Origin of the sequence: Coleofasciculus chthonoplastes PCC 7420 (genome assembly GCF_000155555.1) — a bacterium.
Classification (GTDB): domain Bacteria; phylum Cyanobacteriota; class Cyanobacteriia; order Cyanobacteriales; family Coleofasciculaceae; genus Coleofasciculus; species Coleofasciculus chthonoplastes_A.
Genome location: NZ_DS989853.1, coordinates 1 through 23,722, shown reverse-complemented (window position 1 = coordinate 23,722; position 23,722 = coordinate 1). Strand labels below are relative to the sequence as shown.

General features: G+C 47.5%; 19 protein-coding genes. 10 read left to right on the top strand and 9 right to left on the bottom strand.

What is annotated here, in order from left to right:
• Positions 1-22 precede the first annotated feature (22 nt).
• Both MC7420_RS18270 and MC7420_RS18265 read left to right on the top strand, forming a co-directional pair.
• Positions 23-787, top strand: a complete 765-nt coding sequence (locus MC7420_RS18270; RefSeq protein WP_044208106.1) for a hypothetical protein — start codon at positions 23-25, stop codon at positions 785-787.
• Entirely contained in the window at positions 777-1,859 is a 1,083-nt protein-coding gene (locus tag MC7420_RS18265) for a pentapeptide repeat-containing protein (protein ID WP_044208104.1), read from the top strand. Before MC7420_RS18270 ends, MC7420_RS18265 begins: the two co-directional genes overlap by 11 nt.
• Before the next feature lie 112 nt (positions 1,860-1,971).
• Here the strand turns inward: MC7420_RS18265 and MC7420_RS18260 are convergent, their stop codons facing one another.
• The 6 genes from MC7420_RS18260 to glyA form a co-directional block, all read right to left on the bottom strand.
• Complete coding sequence (locus MC7420_RS18260; RefSeq protein WP_044208101.1) at positions 1,972-4,473, bottom strand: HD family phosphohydrolase; 2,502 nt, start codon at positions 4,471-4,473, stop codon at positions 1,972-1,974.
• Between the two features lie 544 nt (positions 4,474-5,017).
• Positions 5,018-5,998 (bottom strand): ADP-ribosylglycohydrolase family protein, encoded by a 981-nt coding sequence (locus MC7420_RS18255; RefSeq protein WP_006102138.1) that lies wholly within the window; start codon positions 5,996-5,998, stop codon positions 5,018-5,020.
• On the bottom strand, positions 5,998-6,477 hold the full coding sequence (aroQ, locus tag MC7420_RS18250; RefSeq protein WP_044208098.1) for a type II 3-dehydroquinate dehydratase: 480 nt from the start codon (positions 6,475-6,477) through the stop codon (positions 5,998-6,000). The genes MC7420_RS18255 and aroQ overlap by 1 nt, the downstream gene beginning before the upstream one ends.
• 3 nt (positions 6,478-6,480) lie before the next feature.
• Positions 6,481-6,621: a hypothetical protein gene (locus MC7420_RS41595; protein WP_006102135.1), complete on the bottom strand. Its 141-nt coding sequence runs from the start codon at positions 6,619-6,621 to the stop codon at positions 6,481-6,483.
• 366 nt (positions 6,622-6,987) lie between these two features.
• Positions 6,988-8,244, bottom strand: a complete 1,257-nt coding sequence (locus tag MC7420_RS18245) for a competence/damage-inducible protein A (RefSeq protein ID WP_006102351.1) — start codon at positions 8,242-8,244, stop codon at positions 6,988-6,990.
• 144 nt (positions 8,245-8,388) lie between these two features.
• A complete protein-coding gene (glyA, locus tag MC7420_RS18240) occupies positions 8,389-9,672 on the bottom strand; it encodes a serine hydroxymethyltransferase (RefSeq protein ID WP_006102215.1) in 1,284 nt (427 codons plus the stop codon).
• 227 nt (positions 9,673-9,899) lie between these two features.
• On the opposite strand from glyA, the gene MC7420_RS18235 reads away from it, so the two are divergent.
• Positions 9,900-10,097: a hypothetical protein gene (locus tag MC7420_RS18235; RefSeq protein ID WP_006102198.1), complete on the top strand. Its 198-nt coding sequence runs from the start codon at positions 9,900-9,902 to the stop codon at positions 10,095-10,097.
• A gap of 176 nt (positions 10,098-10,273) precedes the next feature.
• Positions 10,274-10,750 carry a Tic20 family protein gene (locus MC7420_RS18230; protein WP_006102150.1) on the top strand — a complete coding sequence of 159 codons (477 nt, stop codon included), beginning with the start codon at positions 10,274-10,276 and terminating at the stop codon, positions 10,748-10,750.
• Positions 10,751-10,827: 77 nt separating this feature from the next.
• Here the strand turns inward: MC7420_RS18230 and MC7420_RS18225 are convergent, their stop codons facing one another.
• On the bottom strand, positions 10,828-11,619 hold the full coding sequence (locus MC7420_RS18225) for a fumarylacetoacetate hydrolase family protein (RefSeq protein WP_044208198.1): 792 nt from the start codon (positions 11,617-11,619) through the stop codon (positions 10,828-10,830).
• 477 nt (positions 11,620-12,096) lie between these two features.
• Between MC7420_RS18225 and rpsF the strand changes: the two genes are divergently transcribed.
• From rpsF to MC7420_RS18200, 6 genes are all read left to right on the top strand, one after another.
• The gene (gene rpsF, locus MC7420_RS18220) at positions 12,097-12,405 is read left to right on the top strand and encodes a 30S ribosomal protein S6 (protein ID WP_232231733.1); all 309 of its coding nucleotides are present in this window, start codon (positions 12,097-12,099) and stop codon (positions 12,403-12,405) included.
• A gap of 386 nt (positions 12,406-12,791) precedes the next feature.
• On the top strand, positions 12,792-13,061 hold the full coding sequence (locus MC7420_RS39945; protein ID WP_157453220.1) for a hypothetical protein: 270 nt from the start codon (positions 12,792-12,794) through the stop codon (positions 13,059-13,061).
• Between the two features lie 296 nt (positions 13,062-13,357).
• Positions 13,358-15,466, top strand: a complete 2,109-nt coding sequence (locus MC7420_RS18215; protein WP_006102336.1) for a tetratricopeptide repeat protein — start codon at positions 13,358-13,360, stop codon at positions 15,464-15,466.
• Between the two features lie 244 nt (positions 15,467-15,710).
• Positions 15,711-16,085, top strand: coding sequence for a TMEM165/GDT1 family protein (locus MC7420_RS18210; protein ID WP_044208195.1), 375 nt, complete (start codon positions 15,711-15,713; stop codon positions 16,083-16,085).
• A gap of 70 nt (positions 16,086-16,155) precedes the next feature.
• Positions 16,156-16,437 carry a TMEM165/GDT1 family protein gene (locus MC7420_RS18205; RefSeq protein WP_006102145.1) on the top strand — a complete coding sequence of 94 codons (282 nt, stop codon included), beginning with the start codon at positions 16,156-16,158 and terminating at the stop codon, positions 16,435-16,437.
• Between the two features lie 115 nt (positions 16,438-16,552).
• Positions 16,553-17,809: an FtsX-like permease family protein gene (locus tag MC7420_RS18200; RefSeq protein ID WP_006102230.1), complete on the top strand. Its 1,257-nt coding sequence runs from the start codon at positions 16,553-16,555 to the stop codon at positions 17,807-17,809.
• A 358-nt stretch (positions 17,810-18,167) separates the two neighbouring features.
• Here MC7420_RS18200 and treY read toward each other — a convergent pair whose 3' ends face one another.
• Both treY and treZ read right to left on the bottom strand, forming a co-directional pair.
• Positions 18,168-20,972, bottom strand: coding sequence for a malto-oligosyltrehalose synthase (gene treY, locus MC7420_RS18195; protein WP_006102344.1), 2,805 nt, complete (start codon positions 20,970-20,972; stop codon positions 18,168-18,170).
• Between the two features lie 676 nt (positions 20,973-21,648).
• Positions 21,649-23,460, bottom strand: a complete 1,812-nt coding sequence (gene treZ / locus MC7420_RS18190) for a malto-oligosyltrehalose trehalohydrolase (RefSeq protein WP_006102111.1) — start codon at positions 23,458-23,460, stop codon at positions 21,649-21,651.
• Positions 23,461-23,722 lie beyond the last annotated feature (262 nt).

Here is a 23,722-nt window from a genome sequence, read left to right as displayed (position 1 = left end):
CCTACTCAGTTGGTGTTCGGCAATGCCTTCCCCGATTTCTCCTCTCTCCCAGCCCGAACCGGAAAACAACTGTGCTGATTGTCTGTACATGACATTGGCAGGGATTCCGGTGCAACCCGTGGAACATCCTGACTATCTGGAATTTCTGCAACCGTTCCCAACGCCACAAATTGACCTGTACTTAACCCTTAAGTTTAGCCAGCAGTGGGAATCTTTACCTCAAGGACGGGTTCAGTTTGGACTCAAAGGGGGAGCATTAAGGCTGAGGATAGAGGGGGGTGAGATTCCCTATGAGTCCCGGATTATGGGTTCTATGGAATTGGGTGTACCAACAGTGGAGACGGATTCTCCAGCCAATCGTCCTATCCGCGATCGCACCTCACCCGAATTCGATCTGCCCACCCTTGATCTACAGGGAAATGGAGCAACCGGACAACCGTCACTAAACGGGGAACCTAACCATTATTCCATTTGTCACATTACTACAAAAGTAACCGAAGAAAACCCCGCCTGGATTTTTGAAGAAGAACGGGGACAGCCTGTCTTAAATGGCTGGCTCAATCAGGTCAAACTCGGCACATTGAGTGTCTCTGCCCTTCCTTGTCGCGTGGACGCCACATTTGAAGTATCGCGGCGAGATATTTGTTTGACCCATGTTGACCGATTGTGGAGTCCGGATATTAGTCGCAATAAACGGGCGGTGCTGGACAGGCTGATTATTCAGCAGTTGCTGGAACGTAAGTTTAAGCCCTATCTCAGTCGAGTTGAGTTGCACTATGATGGATGAACGTTTTTTTACCCAACTCCAAGTCCTAATTCAGAAGGTTGTCGCGGCAGAAACGGACAATTTAGCTCAACTGGCGGCAATGGTGGGTCTGAATTTGGCACGAGATTTCGCCGAGTCTAATCTCAGAGATACGAATCTCAAAGGTGCTAATTTGGTGAAAGCCAATCTTAGAGGTGCTGATTTGCATGGCGCTAACCTGATGAAGGCGAGGCTGTGCGGGGCTGATTTGCGCGGGGCTGATTTGATTCAGGCTAATCTGTGTGGGGCGGATTTGAGACAGGCGAATCTGCGCGGTGCGGTGCTGTCGAATGCGGATCTGACTCAGGCAAACTTGGAGGGGGCGAACCTCACCGATGCCAATTTAGAGGGGACAACTTTAAACTACGCCAATCTGAAAATGGTTGATTTGAGAGGCGCTCATCTCTACCAGGCTTATCTCTATGCCGCTAACGTAAGTGAAGCGAAACTTAGAGGGGCAAATCTGGGAAAAACTGACCTGAGAGAGGCAAACCTGAAGCAGGCTTCAATTATTCGTGCCTATTTGGGACAGGCTAATCTGCAAGGTGCGGATCTCGACGGCGCGAATCTGAGTGAATCGGATATGAGCCAAGCGAAACTAAACCGTGCCAAATTGCGGAATACTCAGCTACGGAATGCTGATTTCAGCCTTAGTGATTTGAGTCAGGCGACGCTGATTCGTGCCAATGCGAGCCATGCTCACCTGATTCGCGCCAACCTACGAGGGGCTGATTTGATTCGGACGAACCTCACCGGGGCTGATTTACAGGGGGCGGATTTGAGTTTGGCGGATTTGAGTCTGGCTAACCTGTATTTAGCCAACTTAGGCAATACTAACTTAATTCGCGCCAATCTCAGCATTGCTGAACTCGGCGGCGCGAATCTGAGTCGAGCCAACTTGAATCAGGCGGATTTGAGAGGGGCAAATGTGGAAAATGCTGAGTTTGCTAGCAATCCGGGATTGTCTGAGGAGATGAAGCGGGTATTGAAACGGCGCGGTGCTATCTTGGCAGAGGTGAAGCGCGATCGCGTGGGAGTGTTGGCGTCTCGGTAATTGGATGCGATCGCTCCCAAACTTAACGACTGTGGACAGGAAGCTGCCGACAGCCCTGGTTGAAGCAGTAAGTAAACATCAATGTCCGATTATGTCGGAAATTGTATTAGTTTTATGTAGCAGAAGAGGGTTGACAACTCAGAGCCGCTTTTGGATAAGCAATCCGCTGGTGATTGCACTGTTGCCAAACTTTGACAAAGATTTCCGCCGTAATCAATAATTCTTCTTTGGTTAACCCCGAATCAACTAACTGGTTATCTTCCCATCGGGCTTTAAGGATTTTCTTAACCGTGATTAAGGCGGTGTCCGGGGTAACATCTTTAAGCGATCGCAGCGCCGCTTCACAGGCATCGGCTAACATGACAATTCCGGTTTCTCGCGACTGAGGAATCGGTCCATCATAGCGAAAGTCTGCTTCTTTGACCGACTCTCCCCCCTCTTCCTGAGCACGTTGTTTGGCTTGAAAGTAAAAATAGGAAATCAGCAGTTTACCTTGGTGTTCGGGAATAAAATCCCGAATCGCTTTCGGTAACTGATGTTTGCGAGCCATGACCAACCCTTCAGAGACATGCTTTTTAATAATCTCGGCACTCTTACGGGGGTTGTTAATTTGATCATGTTTATTGGGACTGCCCATTTGATTTTCAATAAATCCCAACGGATCATGCATTTTGCCAATATCGTGATACAAAGTACCTGCCCTCACCAGTTCCACATTACAGTGAAGTTCACGGGCGGCGGCTTCGGCTAACGAGGCAACAAACAAGGTATGTTGGAATGTTCCTTGCGCTTCCGTGGCTAACCGTTTGAGCAATGAACGGTTCGGATTGGACAACTCCGCTAACCGAATTGGCGTCACCAAGTCAAACAAGCGTTCTAGATAAGGAGATAGTCCCAGTGCCACAATACTCCAGGCTAACCCCGATAGCCCGTAGAGCGCCGCACCCGGTAGCACCGCGTACCAAATTGTGCCAGCACTGGCACTCATAATCAGATTCAGGACGAGATGAACGCTGCCCTGGGTCAATCCCACGATACCGCCTAATAACGCCAATTCCTCCCGCGATCGCATCCGTCCGGCAACTAACGCCCCCACCAAACCACCGGTACCACCCGCGATTAAAAATTCCCAGCTCACCTCCATGCTAAATGTGACCAAGCCGGTCAACAGTGTCACCACAGTCGCACCCAAACTTGACCCATAGAAACTCCCCACTAACAACCCAATCGCGGGCAGGCTATTATATTGCCCCCCCAATAGTGCCAAGACGGGTGTACTTAAACTCAACAGCAGCACCAAAATATGATCGCGTCGCCGCAGGGGGGGATGGACTCGACGTTCGACTAACCAAAAAATACCAACTCCCCCGGTAACCAAACCGCCAAATCCAATCAGCCCGATCCAGTTAATTTCGCGACGACTCAAGCCGTAGTAATCCAGCAGGACAAAATCCGCCTGGGTAATTTCCTCGCCCGCTTCGACAATGACTTCTCCTTCTTGAGCCGTCACCATCACAGGATCTACCGATCGAGCAGCTTGTTCTGCCCGACGCTTGGTTTGTTCTGTATCTTCAATTAAATTGGGCTTTAAGTTAGAGGTCAGGAGTTCCACAGCTAAGGGTTGTGCCTCAGCCGGAATCAGCGTACTCACCTGCACCGCTACCGCATTGTCTAATAACTCCGAGGGCAATCCTGGCGGAATTCCTTGGGTGAGAATGTGGCGAGTGGCATCCTGAATTCCCTGTCGAGTTTTCTGCCAAGCGGAATCAGACAGATCGAGTACAGATGCATCGTAGGCAGGAGTTGAGTCCGGGGTTACACTTGATGACAGTTGAGCCACTGCCTTTTGGTAACCCTGACGAGCTTTACTGGCTGTCTGCATCAACTCAGAGAAGGCTGGGGTAGATGCTACTTGACGGTAACTTTGCAATTCGCTTACTGCTTGGATGAACTCCCGAGTCAACGGTTTTTTCTCTCGGTTCGGGATAACCACTCCAGGCTCAAAGGGGTTGACCGGAGCATTATCTTCGACGAAAGCAACAATAGCTTGCCATTCCCAGGCTTCACTATGGCGCAGATACTGCTGGGTGGCGGCGGATAGCACCGAGGTTGGCACAAACGGAAACGAACCACTAATTTCTCGCCATTGGTCTATTTTGTCCAATGATTGTTGTAGGTTTTGATCAATCTCTTGGGTCAGAGATTTGTCAATCATTAAAACCGGGAACGAACCCGTCCGAGCCTCTTTGCGTTTTTCTTCTGTCGTTTTAGTATCCTCAACACTGGCGTCAAAGCGAGCGCGGATGGTATAGGGGGCATCCCGACCAACATCGAGGGTTGGTTGATTGTAAAAGCGGTTTCCCATCACGCTGGTGAGAGAAACGACGGCTAAGACAAACATGACGGGTGAACGTCCTTGCCGCTTTGCTGATGGTGGTGGATTGCCTTTTGTCCCCAGGAAAGAAAGGGTTTGTTTTAACGGATGACCTGACTTTTTTTGCTCAGGGGAAAGATGACCATCAGACCCGACGAATGGAAGGATGGTACGAAATTGCTCAGATTTTTTTTGCCGCAGGTGGTTTAGCTGTTGCGTCAACGAGTGGAGCCTTTTCATAGCAGAAGAGTTGCCTTTTTAGGTGAGCGGTAGCGGTGAAACCGCGAGGCAGACAGGTGGGGATTTGCGGTCAGTTCATCGAAAATTGGGGTTGGTAAGATTTGAAGTCCCTACCGCCTTGGGTCTACTCACTAGGCGTGACATTTTGCATTTGTATGCCAGCTTGGGCAGTTACAAGCTCAAAGCTTTCGACCTGTACGCATAAGGGTTGTTTGATTGGGCTTGCGCCCCTCCCGTTTCCGGGGTGATGTTTGCCTCGCCAATGTTAACGGTCGGTACTTTCCAAGTAGCACTGGCTTAACCCCTTAGACCTGTTTAACCACTTGGTTCTAGAGCTACAGACTGGCACGCATCCGTAGGTAGGACTTTTAACTCTTGCCGTTAACGTAGTGCGCTAAGCACTTAGGACTGGTCAGGTATAGGCTTTTTCAAAGCCCCGGCTTATAGCCGTGGGGTTCCTGACTGGGTTTCATTTAGTCGGCTGTAATGTTTGAGTTTAGCTCTTTTTAGCTGACAAAACATGGCTTACCCACCTATCTATAACTTATAAACGACGTTGAATGACATCCGGTGCAGCAACGGCTGCTTGTTTGTACCGACCATTGATTTGTTTTTGATCGTAAACCCCTAGCCAAACCGCTAGTAATTGGTCTGTTAATTTTTGCCTCTCTTTGAAGACCGGAATTTTTAGGGCAGCAACTCGCCAGCTAACTGGAATACCGTTGATACCGTTATAAACACCCGCTAATGCCCCTGTCAAAGCTGCCGTTACTGGGTTGTGGTAACCACTACGAACGGCACGGATGACACAGAGACGAAAATCTTCGGGTGTATAGAGGAAACAATAAAAGCTTAAAGCGATCGCCATATCTGAGGCATCCCCCCTATTACCTAAATTTGCGGGTAGACGGCGCACCTTCCTCGTGGTGGTTTCTAAATCTGCACCTGCTTCTATCAGGGTTTGAACCTGTTGTAATCGGTAGGCTAAGAGGGTTTTTTCTGTCCCTAAGCCTCTAAGGATGTGGGGAATCAGGGTTGTTCGGTTAAGGGTTTCGGTGAGAGTCAGAGCCATGGCGGTAGCAATTGCCAACACCCCAGCCGAGGCGTCGGTTTCGAGTTGCCAAATTGCTGCCGCCTGAACCAGGTGTTGCCGTAACAACTCTTGATTTTCGTGAAAAAAAAGCGCCATTGGCAGCGTTGCCACTGCTGCTTCGCTGCTTTGGGCTTTCCCTTTCAATTCTAGGAGTGAGGGTTGGGTTTGGCTACAGCGAATGATCCAATCGTCTATATTCAGCCTGCCTGTGTCAATTAAACTCTCGATTCCACAAGTGGCGATTTGACTCCAAGGGGAGAGTTTGGGCATACAGAGGTGGGACTGACTCGGTTGGGGTTGGCGTTTGGTGAACTGAAGCGATTTTCTACCAACTGAATCACCGAGTCCTTGATCAAGGTGATGGCTGACCAGCTCACCAATCAAGCTACCCAGTAATGCTCCTTGAAATCGGCACAGAAGAGAATGCTGCATTAATTTGCTCTTGCCCCTGTTTTCAGGGTATGGACGAGAGCTAAGAGTCCCAAGCGATAACTTTCGGCACCAAAGCCGCTGATCTGACCGACAGCTACGGGGGCGATGAAGGAGTGATGTCGAAAGGGTTCGCGCTGATAGATATTACTCAGATGTACTTCCACTACAGGCAGGGCTACGGCGGCTAAGGCATCGCGTAGGGCTACACTTGTATGAGTATAAGCACCAGCATTGATTAATATCCCCTGATGCTGCGTTCTCGCTGCTTGTATGGCATCAACTAAAACACCTTCATGGTTGGACTGTAACGTCACAACTTGGCAGGATAATGACCTTGCCTCCTGTTGCAGGAGTTTGTCAATTTCTGCCAAGGTTACCGATCCATAAATACCAGGCTCTCGGAGTCCTAGAAGATTCAAGTTTGGACCATGCAGGACGAGAATACTCAAAGAACTCCGAGCTTCATTCGGCACGTTAATTAATTACCGGGAACGACGGCGTGGATTATTAACCGGAATGGGGATGAGTTCGGGTTCCGGCTGAGATTCAGGACCCAAGAGGGTTCCAACCAGCTTGCGTGCCCATTCTTTCAGTTTTTCCAACACCTTTTCTATATAATCCATTAAACTGAATGCTCCTATGAGACAACTTAATAGGTTTTTGACCGTCTTAACAACAGGACGGGTGCTAGAAGCCTTTCTCAGCACGACTTTGGGAACTCTTGGGCGTTTTACGCTTGGGCGCTTTGTGGGCGCTTTAGTGGAAACCCTGCCCAAGTTAAGACTATGACGCTGATATTAAACTGAGCGGTTTTCCTATTGCTATACACCGTCTGGATCGTTTTAACCCATCTGTTGCATTTCTTAACGTTCAGCATAACACAGAACCCTAAAGCCTAGCTATCTCCTAAATGGAATATGGAGTCGATCCGGCGATCGCAACGGTTTTGGCTTCTCTACCTTTAGTTATAACTCAAGTTAGAGGTGAGCCTAATGGTATTGCTCCAATAATCGGCGTCGCAGTTGGTCGAGGGCATAACAGGCACTCCAATGACGAACCGAAGCCCGATCGCGATCGCGACCAAAGTTATATTTAAAACACTCAACTCTATCATCTGGCGTCGCCAAACCGATATATACCAACCCCACCGGCTTAGATTCATTCCCACCGCCGGGTCCAGCAATGCCAGTAATACTCACACCCCAATCCGTCGTCAGCCGCGATCGCACACCCAATGCCATTTGCTGGGCAATAGGTTTACTCACCGCCCCCCATTTATCCAGATCTGATGACTTAACCCCCAGTAAGGATACTTTTACGTCATTGCTATAAGAAATTATCCCACCCAAAAAATAGTCAGAACTTCCGGGAACGGCTGTCAACATGCTGCCTAAACCGCCTCCCGTACAGGATTCAGCTACACTCACCGTTTGATTGGCATCGGTTAAAAGCTGACCCACAACCGAGGCTAGGGTATCTGTATCCACACCAAAATAGTCAGCCCCAGCAATTTGCCGCAGTTGCTTGACAACAGGTTCAATTACCTGTATAGCTTCCCCTTGAGACGGCGCACGGGCGCTAACCCGTAACCGGACTTCTCCCTGAGAGGCGTAGGGAGCGACGGTGGGGTTGGTTAAGTCAAAAAACGACGCCACTTTTTCAGCTAACGCGGATTCCCCAATCCCCCAGAATCGTAAGGTTTGACTATAGATAATTTGTTGTCCCCAACCTTGACCTTTGAGATAGGGAACCGCCGTTTCTCGCCACATCCGCTGCATTTCACTGGGAACACCGGGAAAGGTAAGAATAGTTAAACCGGGACGTGGATGCCAGATTATCCCCGGTGCGGTTCCCTTGGGGTTCGGTAAAACCTTAGCGCCTTCGGGAATCAGGGCTTGCTTATGATTATTGGCAGTCATTTGCCGCCCCCGTTGAGCAAATTTGCGAGCAATATCCTCAATGATGTCAACTTGCTCAATCAGGGGAACACCGAAAAAATCTGCAATGGTTTCCGTTGTCAAGTCATCTGGTGTCGGTCCAAGTCCTCCCGTAAAAATCAGAATCGCCGAGCGATCGCACGCCATTGCCAAGACTTGCTTTAACCGCGAGGGATTATCTCCCACAACCGTTTGATAGTAGTGGGGAATACCCAGATCTGCCAGTTCGAGGGCTAAAAACTGGGCATTCGTATTCAGAATATCCCCTAGCAGTAACTCAGTGCCAACACAAATGATTTCTGCGCTCATTGGTTTGTTTTTTGTCCTTGGTCATTTGTCCTTAGTTAACACAGGGAATAGGGAATAGGGAATGGGGAATAGGGAATAGGGAAACAACAAGAGACAAATGACGTAGCTTGCTTCTCGCGATAGCGAGTATGACGAATGACCAATTTATACCAATGTAGGTACAGGAATAGTGAGATGGGGATATAAGGGGAAGCGATCGCACAATTGAGCCACACGACGCCGACAATCGGCGGCGATGGTTTCATCCTCTGGATTGAGTAAGCGATCGGCAATAATATCACCAATCTCGATAAATTCAGCCACTCCCATCCCGCGTGTTGTCATCGCCGGGGAACCGAGACGTAAGCCACTGGTGACAAAGGGAGACTCTGGATCAAAGGGAACCGTATTTTTATTCGCGGTAATATTCACACCACTCACCAGTTGATCTGCTCGTTTCCCGGTCATGGAAATACAGCGTAAATCCACCAGCATTAAATGATTATCCGTCCCGCCAGAGACAATTTTCAAACCCCGTTTTTGCAGTTGACTGGCGAGGGCTTGGGCATTTTCAATCACATTCGCCGAATAGTCTTTGAATGAGGGTTGTAACGCTTCACCAAACGCCACAGCTTTCGCCGCGATCGCATGTTCTAATGGACCCCCCTGAGTTCCTGGGAACACCGCTTTATCCAGCTTTTTCCCTAGTTCCGGATCACGGGTGAGAATTAAGCCACCTCGGGTTCCCCGCAGGGTTTTATGGGTGGTTGTCGTAACAACATCACAATGGGGAATTGGGTTGGGATGATGACCTGTCGCCACTAACCCCGCGATATGGGCAATATCCGCCAGCAGGTAAGCGCCCACTTCATCAGCAATGCTGCGGAATTTTTCAAAGTCAATAATACGCGGATAAGCCGAATAGCCACAAATCAGCATCTGGGGGCGTTCTTTGAGGGCAAGTTCGCGCACCTGATCATAATCCAGTTGCTCGGTTTCCGGATTAACACCATAGTGACAAACCTTAAACCACTTCCCCGACACATTCACAGGCGAACCATGGGTGAGGTGTCCCCCATGGGATAAATCCATCCCCATAATCCTGTCTCCCGGCTTGAGCAGCGCCAGGAATACGGCAAAATTGGCTTGAGCGCCGGAATGGGGTTGGACATTCGCATGAGCTGCACCAAAGAGCCGTTTAGCCCGGTCAATGGCAAGCTGTTCTACCTTATCGATGAATTCACAACCGCCATAGTAGCGCTTTCCGGGTAAGCCTTCGGCGTACTTATTGGTTAAGACTGAGCCTTGAGCCGCCAGTACAGCCGGGGAGGTAAAGTTTTCACTAGCAATCAGTTCCAGATGGTCACGCTGGCGTTGAAGTTCTTGGCTTATTCCCTCAGCGATTTCTGGGTCTGTTTGGGCGAGAAAATCTAAGTTTGTTTGAGTCACGTCCGTCAATCCCTTACGATGCTTTGCCGTCCAGTTGGGTTCATAAACGTTTTACCACATTGCCCGTTGCCGTTGCTTTGCTCAAACCCTGACCCATCTCCCCTGCGTTTCTCAGAGGTAAGTATCCAATGGATGAAAGTTAAGCTCTGTGTTGATAAAGAGCCTCTAGCTAAAGACGTAAATTATGATGGGATCAGCGCTCTAGTGGAATTGACCGGAGGCGTTCTATGTTAGTTATCCTTACCGAAGAGCAAATTCTCTCCCCGACTCAAGTTTGTCAAAGCTGTTTGCTGGCTGACAGCAAGGGTCAACCCCGTTGGCGTCGGGGTAAGCTGGGATGTGGTCATGCCATTCGTAAACTCACACCCCATCAACCGGAGCAATATGAGTGCGAAATGGGTTTCCGCATCGCTAACCTTGAGTAGTTTAAGTAGTTTAGCATTTGGGACAATAAACTGAACCCCTTTCTTTGTCTAAAATCGTCCTCAACTCCTGACCTAAGACCCATGACAGATGGCAACGCTCATCTCCAGGGGTCGCCTGCGCTATCCTGAACATAGTTAGATAACGATTTGAACCCCCCAAACAAGGAGAAGCAACAATGACTTGGCGCGGCTCGACAACGGTTAAAGAGCGGATTTTTGCAGCGCTACCCTATCTACTGCCCTTAATTTATGGGTTTCAGTTTGGTCTTCCCTTACTGCTCAAATTTCCCGTATTGGGTTTTATTTATTTACCCTTAAAACCTTTAATGTCTATTTACTACAGTAGTCCATTTATCGGACTCATTGTTTTTTTCGTCTTGTTCTTAGCGGTGGTCAGAAATGAAAGAATTGCTCATTTTATTCGTTTTAATACAATGCAGGCAATTCTTTTAGATATTCTTTTAGTTCTCTGTAGTTTTGCCATAGATATTCTCGGCAGAGGACTGGGGAATAGTTTTTTCATGGAAACCCTAAACAATGTGATCTTTTTAGGAACCCTAGCGGCTTGTTTCTACTCAATCGTGCAATCATTGCTGGGTCGCTACGCTGAAATTCCTACACTCTCGGAAGCCGTTTACGCCCAAGTTCGATGATTGGTCATTGGTCATTGGTCATTGGTCATTCGTTTATGTAAGGGTGTGAGGATTCTTGAAAAACCGTTTAACCCAGGTTAAAGAATAACGGGTGCAGAACGGGGGACGACAGTGTTTTCTAAATGACCAATTCCCTCAATTTCCACACGGACGCGATCGCCGATTTGCATTGGACCAATCCCTCGTGGCGTACCCGTCAGGATTACGTCTCCCGGAAGCAGGGTCATAATCTCAGAAATATAGGAGACTAAGAAGTCCGGGGCAAATACCATTTGATCAATGGATGCCGATTGTACCGGTTCCGGCGCATCGTTTAAAAACGTCTGCAACTTCGCCCCAGCACTCACCTCCCGCACAATCCAAGGACCTAGGGGACAAAAGGTATTAAAACCCTTTGCCCTCGTCCATTGACCGTCTTGTTTTTGTAAGTCGCGAGCGGTGACATCGTTGGCGATGGTGTACCCCCAAATTTTTCCTTGGGCTTGTTCGGGCGTACAGTCTACACAGAGTTCACCAATCACCAGCGCCAACTCCCCCTCATAGTCCACCCGTTTTGACTGAGGCGGAAACTGGATGTCTCGATCCGCCGCCGTTATGGTTGTCGGTGGTTTGAGAAACAACAAGGGTTCCTGGGGAACAGGTGTTCCCATTTCAACGGCGTGATCCATATAGTTTTTGCCAACGGCGACAATCTTGGATGGCGCACAGGGAGCCAACAATGTATAACTATCCGGTGCTAACTCCAGATCAGTCGGTTGACCCTGTAGCCACGGCGGTGCATCTAAAACTTGGATACTGCGGTTGAGTTGCAGCAAGCCATAGTAGGTTTGCCCTTGAGCCGTTTTAATTCGGACGTAGCGCTGCGCCATGATATTAGAGATTCCTTGGTAATTGAATGAGAGCATTCTACTGATATGAGATTTTGATTGACCGGAAATAATGGGTCACAAGCCGCGTCCTTGTCTTGTAGGACGGCTTTTAAAATTTTTCGGATAGTCTATACTGCTGTAGTATAAGAAACAAGCAGTTAACGAAAACCAAGTGCTGCCTAAGTCACGGGAGGGCATTCCGAGACTATAATAAGACCCCAAGAGGGGCTGTTTTCAACGAAGCGTCAAAAATAGTAGAATTGCAAGAGTATAATCTGGGCGGATTGTCTGCACTCAAGCCTAGAGGTAGGAAAGAACCCAGATTTGCCATAGAGTAAAGCAGTCAAATCTGCTCCTATCCTTGCTTCTTTGAGCGGGATAGCTTCTTGGTGAAAACGCTGTGGCTATCCCGAATCAGCAAAAGAAGCCCAATTGTCCATAAGGAGAAGACCATTTGTGAGCGATAGTTACGAAATGATGTACATCCTGCGTCCTGATATGTCAGAGGAGCAGGTTAACCAAGCTGTGACCAAGTATAAAGATCTCCTGCAAGAGCAAGGCGGTGAGGAGATTGAAATCCAACATCGTGGTAAGCGTCGTTTGGCTTATCCCATCGAAAGACATCGCGAAGGCGTCTATATCCAAATGAACTATAAAGCGCCCCCGATTCATGTGGCTCAGCTTCAGCGAGCGATGCGCTATGGAGATGAGGTTATTCGTTATCTGACACTGAAACAAGAACTTCCCCCCGAACCCCAACCCGAACCGGTGGAAGTAGAAGCTTAGGGAGCGGCGTAAAAATAAAGTACCAGTGAGGAAAGCTGAAATTCATGAACTCAGCCAAGTCTCCTTGGTACATTATTAAGTCGCAAGTCCCTTAGCTGTCTTAAGATAGCGACTCAAGTACCCCCTCCAGAGGTACTCACAAGGGTAGGTTTTTTAAGATTGCGGTTCAGGTAAGACAAGGAAGACAGGTAGACCAGTAGACAAGGAAGAGTTTTAACGAAAAATAGGGCGTTTCGGCTTTTAGAAGTTAGTTTGACCGAACCGAATTCTTTACGGTTTTTCCCCCTTGTCTTCTTTCCTTCCTTGTCCCCTTGTCTTGTCTCCACCCTTAAATAAAAAACCTACACCTGTCAGCTCCAGAGGTATCCTGTGGAGGGGGTCTGAATATGATTCAAGTTGTCAGTTGTTGTTTTATAGCAACCGCCAAGACGGTTAGGACACATCATTTATGTAGAGACGCGCCATGGCGCGTCTCTAGCACTATCGAGGCTACCCATCTGATTAGAATTGGGATGACATCAAAAGGACAAGCCAAGCCGCCCATGCCAAAGACCAAAATTCTCCAAGAAGGACAATCCTATACTTTCCGATCTTATTTCCAGATGCCCTACGAGGCAGAGGATATTCTTGCCGAGTTTCATGAACTCTCTTGTTGAGAAACGGCTCGATTAGAATCTGCTGTTAATAATCAGGCAACCCTTCAACCAATAAGTCCTGACTTAGGCAACAATAGTAGGAAGAGTCATAGTAAGATTACTCTCAACTACTGATTATGCAACGAGTAGGTAGATAGAACTAAGCATCCTCTAAAATTGCGATTTTCTTATTGTTCATCATTCAGGTTTTATCGCGATTCTGCCCAATTCACGATCGCTCGGTACTCGTTGTTACGATCAAGTCTTCCCCCTAAATCTCATCCTATTGTTGCCTGACGCTCCTGGACTCTCTCAGCATGACTGTAACGGATACTGTTGCCCATAAAATTTCGAGCTGGAATCGGCAAATCTATAAACGCTTGAAACTTGCTCTCAGTCTCGGACTACGGCGTCAAATTTTTGTGGCGATTTGTGATGATCTGAGTCTGCGGAATCGTCTGGCGGGTAAACTTCATGGGGAGTTGGGGACAACCTCTGCGATCGCGCCACCCAAGGGTTCAGGCTCTACTAATTTAGTCAGCCTGAACATTAATGTCAATGATCCCCATCCCTTTGCCCAAATAGCTGCCTGGTTAGCTCAAAATCGCCATTCTCCCATCGCCACATCCCCTCCCTGTTTCCAACTCCTGGGTGTTGAACGCTTAACCCGTCAATCCCCAACGGTACAGCAACTGTTTCTCCGACGTTTACAGTCGATTGAGCGCTATTTGCCGCAGTTAGACGCCAATGTGTTACTCTGGCTACCCCGCCCTTGGTTCCATTCCATTGTTCAGTCTGTACCGGAATTTTGGCGGTGGCGTACTGGGATATTCGAGTTTGAAGGGGAACCCACACCACTTCCCCCTGTTGGCGCGACTCAACCGGAAGCCTCTCCCACGGCGGTGATGACTCAGGAGACAGAGGAAGAGGAGATAGACAAGACAGAGGAAACAGAGGCTTCGTTCCAAGAAACCTTGCAGACGGTGCTAACCCAGGAAGTGGACGAAACTCTGGATTTGCAGTTGTTCCAGAATAGTATAGGCAGCAATGGAGACTCTAATGGTGAGGTTGAACCCCTGATTGTCCCGACTAACGGGAAGTCTAATGCTAATCCGAATGGTAAAAGGATGCTGGGGGCTGTGGACTTTGATATGGAAGAAACACCATTACCGCCGCAAAATCCGCCGACATCCCAACATCCTGCTGATACATCAACGGAATCCCCAGATCTCCCCCAAACCGCGTCGCCCGCTGAGGCGTATTTACAACTGGGGAATCATTACCGTCATGCGATTGAACAAGGAGACACCTCAGAAGAAAATTTAGCGATCGCGATTCAGGCGTATGAGCAGGCGTTGCAATGGTTAGATGATACATCACCTTACGTGGCGGATGTTCTTAATGATTTGGGGAATCTCTATTGGATGCTTTCCCGATGTCCCCAGGATACAGGGATGCGTCTATCTTATCTGGAACAGGGGATTCAAGCCTATCAACTGGCATTAACGAAATTAACGGCTCAAGACGCGCCCCACACCTATGCCATGATCCAAAATAATTTAGGGGCAGCTTATGGGGATTTGGCTCGCTATCAAGATGTCGCGGATAACTTAGAACTCTCGATTCGAGCCTATGAAGAAGCATTACACTATCGTAATCCAGAAAATGACCCGCTTAAATATGCCTCTACCCAAAATAACTTAGGCACGGCGTATTGGCATTTAGCACAACATCACTCTCCTGTCAATAACTTACAGGCAGCAATTGGGGCGTATGCGGAAGCCCTATGTTATTACAATAGTCGCTCGAATGCGACAAATTGGGCGATGATTCAAAATAATTTAGGCACAGCGTACTGGAATCTGGCACAGTACGAACAACCCGAAACCTGGCTGGAGTTAGCGGTGATAGCCTATAAAGATGCGTTGACCTATCGTACCCCAGAGGTGTCTCCGGCTGCTTGTGCCGCGACTCAGAATAATTTAGGAACGGCGTATTGGCATCTGGCGGATCGCTGTGTTGAAGACTCTCAGAGACGGGCAGACTATTTACGCCATTGTATCGCGGCTTACGAGGTTGCGATCGCGTTAGCCGAGGAATTGGCGCAGAATCATCCGCCGACATCGGTTAATTTTGATGTTATCGCCACTCGGAATAATTTGGGACTTGCCCATTACCAGTTTGCCACTGAACCGTCTTTGGGTGCGGGAAAAGAGGATCAATCTCACCATCTACAAACCGCCCTCCATCAGCATGTTCAAGCTTGTACGGGAGTAGCGGTGCGATCGGATGTTTACCAAACCTCTTTGGACTATATCATTAAAACGATTCGCACGTTCTACCAGGAACAAGGGATTAGTGGGCAAAATCTGGCACTTTCTAAGGTACCGGGTCAGCTTTTACCGGAAATTTTACCACGGCTGTAGAGGGGGTGTGGGGTGCCTTACAAGGGTAGGTTTTTTAAGATTGGGGTTCAGGTGAGACAAGGAAGGAAAGTAGACCAGTAGACACCGACTCTCATGCTGACTTTAGCCCCGATCATAGTCAAATTTGTAAAGTTCTGCAAAGATGAATAGAATATGAAAAAAGATCGACGTAAACTGGGAACTCCCTGTGAAACTATCTTCCTTGCCCATCGTCGGTTTTGTTCTGACAGCACCCTTTTCATTGATGAATCCAGCCCCCAAAGATGTCTCTGATCCGTCTGAGTTACCAATTTCCCCCACTCCGAACAGTTTGCGTCCCATCGTCAAGCGCCAACGGGGGATATGGGGTATCTTTAGTTCCACCTTCCTAACTATTTTTCTAGCTGAGATTGGCGATAAAACCCAACTGGCAACCCTGCTGATCAGTGCAGAATCTCAATCGCCGTGGATAGTCTTTACAGGTGCCGCGATCGCACTAATTACCACCAGTTTAATCGGTGTCTTACTGGGAACCTGGTTAGCCAAGCGTTTACCGCCCAAAACCCTGGAAACCGCCGCCGGGACATTATTACTCTTCATTTCCGTTATGCTGCTGTGGGATGTGGTGCAACTCGGATGAAACAAATTGGAGTGTGTAGGGGCGGGTTTTACGAAACCAGCCCTGACTGAATCAGAGAGTTTTGAAGATTATGGATTGGCAATTACTAGGATTAAGTTTCATCACCGTATTTTTAGCCGAAATTGGTGACAAAAGCCAACTGGCGGCGATCGCGCTTGGGGGTAGCCTCAAGTCGCCTCGTGCGGTATTCTTGGGGGCTGTAGCCGCATTGCTATTAGCCACGTTGATTGGCGTATTAGCAGGGGGAGGCGTAGCGCAACTGTTCCCGGTGCGAATTCTCAAAGCGATCGCGGCGGTGGGTTTCGCCTTAATGGCAGTTCGCTTGTTGTGGCCTTCCGAAGATGAAGCATGAGAACGTTTTTATGTAGGGGCGGGTTTTACTATTATTGTTTCTTCCCTCACCCAGATGCAACTAAACCCGCCCCGACCAAATTTTCAGAGAGATTCTAAACAAAAAACACACGAAAATGGTTTCTCTTGCCCGAAAAAACTTACTTGAAGACATTCCCCGCTTTTTAGTCGCCCAAGCTGGAATTATGTTTGCGGTGAGTTTAGTCACGTTGCAAACGGGTATTTTTAATGGATTTACCCAATCCACGGCTCAGTTAATTTACAATTCTAATGCAGATATTTGGGTCGCATCAGATAAGTTGGTGCAACTTGAACTGACACTACCCATTCCCTTATCCCATGTTATCTCCGCCCGTCAGGTGGAAGGGGTAGCCAAAGCCGAAGCCCTTATTTTTAGTGGCGCGTTATGGAATCCGCCTCAAGGGGAAATTACCCGCGTCAGAGTAGTCGGATTTGACCCCAATGGGCAACTCTTTCAACCCATCAATCTAGTGCAAGGCGATGTCAGGGACTTAACTGAACCCTATAAAATTATTGTGGATGCAACCAACCAAGATTCTCTAAATATTCAACAGATTGGGGATATTGCCCGCGTCAATTCCTTGCCCGCCCAAGTGATAGGTTTCACCCAAGGGAATGCATCGATTGTGTCCAATTCCTTCATGTTTACCTCCCTAACCAGTGCTAATGCGTTCTTAACATCGGGTCAAAAGTCGGAACTGTCCTGTAAATTACCGTCAGGTGCTGAGGATTTAATTTGTACCAATACTTATTCGAGAACAACGGAAGCAGAACTACAGAATCAATCGCCACCGCCACCGAATTCATTAGTCGCTTCTGATTTGATTCAATATGTTTTAATTGCGGCGGAACCGGGTCAGGATTTGTCACAACTGAAAGCACGATTAGAGAAAGCGTTACCGAATGTCAGTACCTATACTCGCGAGGAGTTTATTAAAAAGAATCAAAACTTTTGGCAACAGCGAACCGGAATTGGCTTTATTCTAGGTTTGGGGGCAGTGGTTGGTGTGGTGGTTGGTGTGATTATTGTCGGTCAAATTCTTTATTCCTCCGTAGCTGACCATATTAAAGAATTTGGTACGCTAAAGGCAATTGGCGCGTCAGATTGGCGCATTTACGGCGTAATTATTGAACAGGCGCTGTGGATGTCGGTTCTGGGTTATCTCCCAGCCATGTTCCTCTGCTATGGTGTAGCCCTGTGGACATCAGCCACTCAGGGGATTGTGATTTTGATCACCCCCGTATCTGCGATCGCGGTTTTGGCGATCACGGTGGGAATGTGCGTCGGTTCGGCGATTTTCGCGATTCAGAAAGTGACACGCCTTGATCCAGCCATGGTGTTTAATCAGTGAATCATTTTGTTATTTGTTAATGGTTAATGGTTAATGGTTGATGGTTGATGGTTAATGGTTGATTGGTAATTGATAATTGGATTTGTAGGGGCGAGTCGCTGCATCAATAGATGGCGTGAGAATTCAACTGTCTCGACTCGCCCTTTTCTCGTCGGTACGGGGGGTTAATTGGTTTTGTAGGGGCGAGTCGCTGCATCAATAGATGATGTGAGAATTAACCTGTCTCGACTCGCCCTTTTCTCAAAGTAAGTGATGTCAGATAATTACCGATACCCTGGGGAGGGCGACCCGAACAAATTAATGGTTTGGTGGTATGAATTATATGCGGCGGGTCGCCCCTACGGTGTTTATCTATTCATCATTCCTGCTGATTTTGATTCACCAATAACGCCACTGGAAAATCAGTGAGAACATCTCGAATCCACAGCGTATCGTCCCCCTGAATTTCCCGTCCCGTCATCACATCCCGCCACACAGACGACGAACTAGAGGGTAAAGAAATCCGGGTTTCTTGCCAAACTTGTTCACCCATGGGATATTCTCCTGGCTTCACTAAACTCGTCAACAGCCGAGGGACAATGACAATCACCGTTGTATGATCCCAAGTTCGGGCAAAGGTAACAACATGATCCTTCAAGCTACCAATAACAGTCAGTTTGTGGTAATCACCACGTTGGAATAATTCTAAATACTCGCGCCGAGTTTTTAGGGCTTGATAGATGACGAATAACTTAATTCGACCGTCTTCTGGACTCTGACAAAGTTCCTGAACTAAACCCAACTTATCCGTTTCGTAGCGCTGTTTCAAGTCTTGAACTAACGCCAGCCGCTGTTCAAAATCCACCGGACGACGATTATCGGGATCGACTAAACTTAAATCCCACAGTTCCGTTCCTTGGTAAAAATCAGGAACGCCGGGAGATGTCAATTTCAACAAGGCTTGGGAGAGACTATTAAAAACGCCGTAATGTTGGACTTTGCGTTGAAAGGGTAGAAACGCTTCTAAAAAGGGATTATCAGGCATATCTTTGAGTAAGCGTTCCGCAAACCGAATAAACCCTTCTTCATAGTTAGTATCGGGTCTCAACCAAGCGGTATGGACTTTTGCCTCTCGGATTGCCTTAATAATATAGTCTTTGATCCGCTGCACATAAGTAGGGAACTCCGTTTCATTAAAGGGAAAGGTTCCCAGCAAGGTTTGGTAAAGAAAATATTCGTCATTGGGATCAGGAATATCTAACCCATCAATACAATCCTTGTGAACCGCATTTATTTCCTGCCATTTTCTCAACATACTATCCCACTCGCCGGGAATTTCTGAGATGACATTAATTCTGGCTCTCACATCTTCACCCCGTTTTGTATCGTGGGTTGCTGTTGTATTGATTGTATGGGGCCAATAAGCGATGCGGTGTTGGTTAAAGTCATGAAAGTCGTCTAAGGAAACGCCAAACTCACCCGGATTACCACCCACTTCATTAAGAGAGATGAGACGGTTATAAATATAGAATGTCGTATCTTCCACCCCCTTGGCTGTCAGCGGTCCGGTAAACTGCTGCAGCCGCATGACAAAATAACGCCATTGTTCGGCTTCTTCGGGATTGAGTGACTCATCAACCTCCAGTAATAAAAATTTCTCAATAAACGTCAGTTCGTTAAAGAAAATCGGCGTATTTTCTTTGGCTTTGCTAATGACATACTCAATACAATCTCGATCCGCTTTGCTCAACCCTTCTGGATTAATGTAGGTTCGGTATACGGGAAACAGCGCCATGATTTCGACTAAAGCAGCTTTCAGCGCATATATAGTAAAGTCACTAGCGTATCTGTACCGACCAGAAATTCGTTGGAGTAAATTGGCTAAATTATCGATATCTCCAGTCAAATGCTTGGCGATAATCAATCGCTTTTTGTCTTCAATTATGGCTTTATAGGATATGGAATGCCCGATAAAGCGATAGTAAACGCTGTCAAACTTAGGCTGAGTCTGGTGATGACAAAAAATGCCATTAACTTTGTTTAAGAAATCATACCCACTCGTCCCTTGTACGGGCCACGTTAGCGGCAAATCTTCATGCTCTTCCAAGATTTTCTCAACCACGATATACGCATCAGAGGCATGATCTCGCAAGCGATTCAAATATTGAGCCGGATCGTACAGTCCATCGATATGATCGATTCTAATGCCGCTAAATTTATTTTCCTCAATCAGCTTCAATATCAACGCATGATTGTGATTAAACACCCGCTCATCCTCGATGCGAACGGAAATCAGGTCATTAACCGTGAAAAATCGCCGATAATTCAGTTCTTCATTCCCCACCTTCCAGTACGCAAGGCGGAAAAACTGCTCAGCCAATAATTTCTCTAACAAATCAAAGCTTTCGGGTTTTCCGGGTTCGCCATTAAAGATTTGAATATTTTCGTCGATGAACTCCCTGATCTCGACACTATCATTCCAGAGTTCCCATAACATACTCTTGATAAAGCCAATCTGGTCATAGCGTTCCATTCCTTCTTCGCCAGAGGGAATGTATTTTAGCGCATATAGAGCGCCCAGAAACTTGACAAAATCGGGATGATTCCTGCCTAATTTCCGGCGAATACGTGCCAAATCATAGGTGACGACATTGGAGTAGGATTCGATGCGAATGGGAAACTGTAGGTCATAGTAATTAATCGTAAAACCTTCTTGGTTATACTGGAGTTTAAGTTCACCACTTTCTAAGCAATCGCCACAGAATTTTCCTAAAAATGGCGCTAAAACTCGCTCTCTAATGCCCTCATAGTGATGTTCCCAATTAATATCAAAGTAGTCTTTATATTGAGAATTAGGACCATTCTCTAAAACTTCGACCAGCATGGGATTTTGACGATCAAAAGCCATGTGGTTCGGCACAATATCCTGAAGCCATCCTAATCCGTGCTTTTGCACTTCCTCAATTAGAGACTCGAAGTTCTCCAATCCGCCGAGTTCTGGGTTTATTTGATTGGGATCAACGACATCGTAGCCATGAGTGCTACCGGATCGGGCTTTAAATATGGGGGATGCATAAAAGTCAGAAATTCCTAATTCAGCCAAGTAGGAAAGAATGGCTTTGGCTGACTCAAAGGTAAACTCAGGATTAAATTGAATTCTATAGGTGGCGACTGGAATCCGCATCATAAGCTTTTCAAGGGGTTAAAGAACTGACAGAACGTTGGCTCTGGGACTAGATTTAAAAATTGCTTGTTAACAAAGATGTCAAACCGTAGGATAGTGACGTTGAACGTAATGCTTAAATCATAGCTTAACATTAGTTAATTATACAGGGATTAACACTGAGCAATACCAAAAGTACCGGACAGGAAAGCTCCAAGGCAGATGGTTTCCAGGAAAACGTACCTCAAGGGATAAAGGGGGTGACAAAAGCGAATTTGATATCAGCCACCAAGATTGACAAATCAACCAATACATGCATTATCTCTAGGTAACACCTTATTTGTTGATAATGGTATGATTTTGACTGGGCTTACATCCCCTTTTGGGCAGATTGCGCCTCTTTCTAACGACTGAACCGAGGCTAGTGTCACGGAGTTAACGGGGTGACAAACTAGCTGAAGTGTTGAGCCATCCTGCTTTTATCCCTTTTCTTCTTGTCACAGATAAGGTCAAAGATAGCAGTTTTTTCTGGGGGACTAGCCCCCCATACCCCCTGCACAACGCTTCGCTTGAATATATCTGCTCAGGTGGTCTTCATCTGTCAATAAAGATGTCAATAAGGCTTCATTTTTGGAGATACTAATGTCACTTAAAACCTGATTTTCAAAGGTTTTGGACGGCTTGTCACCCCTTCAGGTCACTGAGCATATAAGGCAAAACTCAGAGGAGCAAGGGTTAAGGATTGTCCAGCTTGTAGCTGTTGGGAGAGTTGAGATCCCTCACCCATCCATTCCTTATCCGCCGAGTCAATCACTTTTGAGAAGTTCCCTGGGGGAATCTGAGGCGAAACGGTTACTGCATCGTGGGCAAAGTTGATCAAGCCGATAGCTTGGCTATCTCCAGCCGTGCGATGGATAACAATAACCTTTTCTGAGGACAAGCTGGATACATTAAGATTCTGCCGATCTAGTTTAGCCAAAGCTGGGGTCTCTTTGCGTAGCTGAATTAACCGTTTGTACCAGCGTCGCAATACGGCATAGTTGTCTTGCTCTATCTTCTCCCACTGTAGTTTTGACTGCTCAAAGACTTTTGTCCCTTGGGGATCAGGGGCGTTGTCCCAACCAAATGCTTTAAACTCTTCAGCCCTCCCGGTACGCACGCCTTCAATTAAATCGGGATCACTGTGACTGACAAAATACTGAAACGGTGCCTCTTCTCCATATTCTTCGCCCATAAATAGCATCGGGACATAGGGAGAAAGCAATACCGTCGCCGCCGCTACCTTCAACCCCTGAAAGTCTACCAAAGTGGATAAGCGATCGCCAATCAGTCGATTGCCAATTTGATCGTGGTTCTGGATACAGACGACAAACTGTTCCGCCGGACGATCTGCTGCTGAATTGCCATGGTTGCGTTTGCGGAAGCTGGAATATTGTCCACTATAGATATAGCCTTCGCGCAGAGCAACTGCCAACTGCTCAATTTTGCCAAAATCTTCGTAATATCCCGATAGTTCGCCCGTTAACAGAGTATGCAAGATGTGGTGAAAGTCATCGCACCATTGAGCATCATGACCAAATCCGCCGTCTTCCCTGGGTTTAATCACGCGCACGTCGTTGAGATCACTTTCGGCGATGACGTATCGTTGCACTGGCGTGGTGCGATTGAAGTTGGCGACAGCATCCCCTAATTCTTGTAGAAAGGGTTGAGCACTCATATCGTAAATCGCGTGAATTGCATCAACGCGCAGGGCGTCAATGTGGTACTTATCTAACCAGTACAGGGCATTCTGGATAAAGAAATTCCGCACCTGATTACTATAAGCGCCATCAAAGTTAACGGCATTACCCCAAGGGGTACGATATTGATCCGTAAAGTAGGGACCATACGCCCAGAGATAGTTGCCTTCAGGTCCTAAATGGTTATACACCACATCTAAAATGACCGCGATCCCCGCTTGGTGGCAAGCATCCACGAGCTTTTTCAATCCCGCAGGTCCCCCATAAGACTCTTGGACACCATAGACATAAACCCCGTCATACCCCCAGTTGCGACTTCCGGGAAACTGGGCAACGGGCATAATTTCAATCGCGGTTATGCCTAAATCCTGAAGGTAACTCAAGCGAGGAATAATCGATTCAAAGGTTCCCTCTGGGGTAAACGTACCGACGTGGAGTTCGTAAATAATTAAGTCTTTGAGGGGAATTCCTTGCCAGGAATTATCCGTCCAGTCAAAGTGGTGATCCACCACCTGAGAGGAACCATGGACTCCCTCAGGTTGGTAATGGGAGGCGGGATCAGGTCGTTCCAGTGACCCATCGAGTTGGTAAACGTAGAGCGTTCCGGGGTCAGCTTTTACCGTTTCCTGCCAATATCCCCATTCATCCTTTTGCAGGGGAATCACTTGATCCTGGGGAGAGACGATGTGAACCGCAACGCTGTCCCGAAACGGTGCCCAAACTCGGAATTCACATTGACCGTTACCCAGGTAGTTGCTGCCAATTTTCATATCACCCCTCTGTAAATGCATAGTCTGAGAAACTTGTCAAGGTTTTAGCCGTGCGATCGCCCGACTCGGAATCAGCCAACGGGCGACCCATCTGTACCTGATCAGATTACCCCACACTTTATGACTTTTAATCTAACATCTGGTGTAACTGTTGATAATGGCACAGCCGTCTTGACTGGCGTAGAGTACCCAGCTACCGTGCCCAAGTCGCCGCCGCAGAAGATGCTTGGAGGGTGCCAGGAGTTCTTACGGTTAATAACCA